Consider the following 895-nt stretch of genomic DNA (forward strand, 5'->3'; position numbering starts at 1 on the left):
CGCTGTCCCCTTCGATGTACCGCTGGGTGGTCTGAAGCGAGGAATGCCCTGCCAGATGCTGAACGTCTCGGAGTGACCTGCCCACGGTTGAGATTTTCCGAGCGGCATTGGTGATGAAGTCGAGATGCCAAGGGTTGCTTGCTTCAGCTTTCGTATCGGAGGAACAATGAAAGTCTGCTCAGCCTGTAACGAGATCGTGGCTTCCGATCAGGGGTGCGCCCGTTCCGATTGTCTGAATCAATCTAAGGCGATAACCGATCCTGCCCCTAAAATAGACCCAGGGCTCACTGGCAAAGCGGATCGATTTGTTCAGGCGGGTCTGGATGGGGCTGGCAATGCTGCACGGGCTGGCACCCGACGGGCAGCTTTTGTCGTAGCAGTCATTTTTGCCGTGGTCCTCGTCGCAACGATTTTCAAACTAAATGCGTCGAGCGGGTCAGAAAGTTCAGAGGCAGGCAATGCTTCCGCAGCGCAGGAGGCAAGCAGCGCATCGAACGTCGGGTCATTGCCTAACACCATCCCCAACAAATATTGGGGAAGATGGACGGAAGACCCATCACGGTGTGCCACTAGGTATGATGACACAAAAGTGGAAATTTATTCAGATGCTATAAAATTCTGGGAAAGTGAAGGCGAAGTTATAAAAACTGAGTTAAAGGAAGGTGGAACCTTGGTTGAACTCTCAATGTTTGGCGAAGGGGAGGGCTGGACTTTAAACTTGAAAATTCAACAAACAACATCTCCAAGCAAAATTTTACTAAACGGCAGCCCACGATACAAATGCTCCTGAGAATCTCCTAAACCAGCTCCACCACCCGCTTCCTCGCTCCGCTGTCCCCTTCGATGTACCGCTGGGTGGTCTGAAGCGAGGAATGCCCTGCCAGATGCTGAACGT

At 52.2% G+C, this 895-nt stretch carries 1 protein-coding gene; it reads left to right on the forward strand.

Annotated elements, in window-relative coordinates; genetic code table 11:
- Positions 1-166 precede the first annotated feature (166 nt).
- The gene (locus tag D620_RS16495) at positions 167-790 is read left to right on the forward strand and encodes a hypothetical protein (RefSeq protein ID WP_155800183.1); all 624 of its coding nucleotides are present in this window, start codon (positions 167-169) and stop codon (positions 788-790) included.
- The last annotated feature ends 105 nt before the right edge of the window (positions 791-895 follow it).

This window comes from Porphyrobacter sp. AAP82 (genome assembly GCF_000331285.1).
Lineage (GTDB): Bacteria > Pseudomonadota > Alphaproteobacteria > Sphingomonadales > Sphingomonadaceae > Erythrobacter.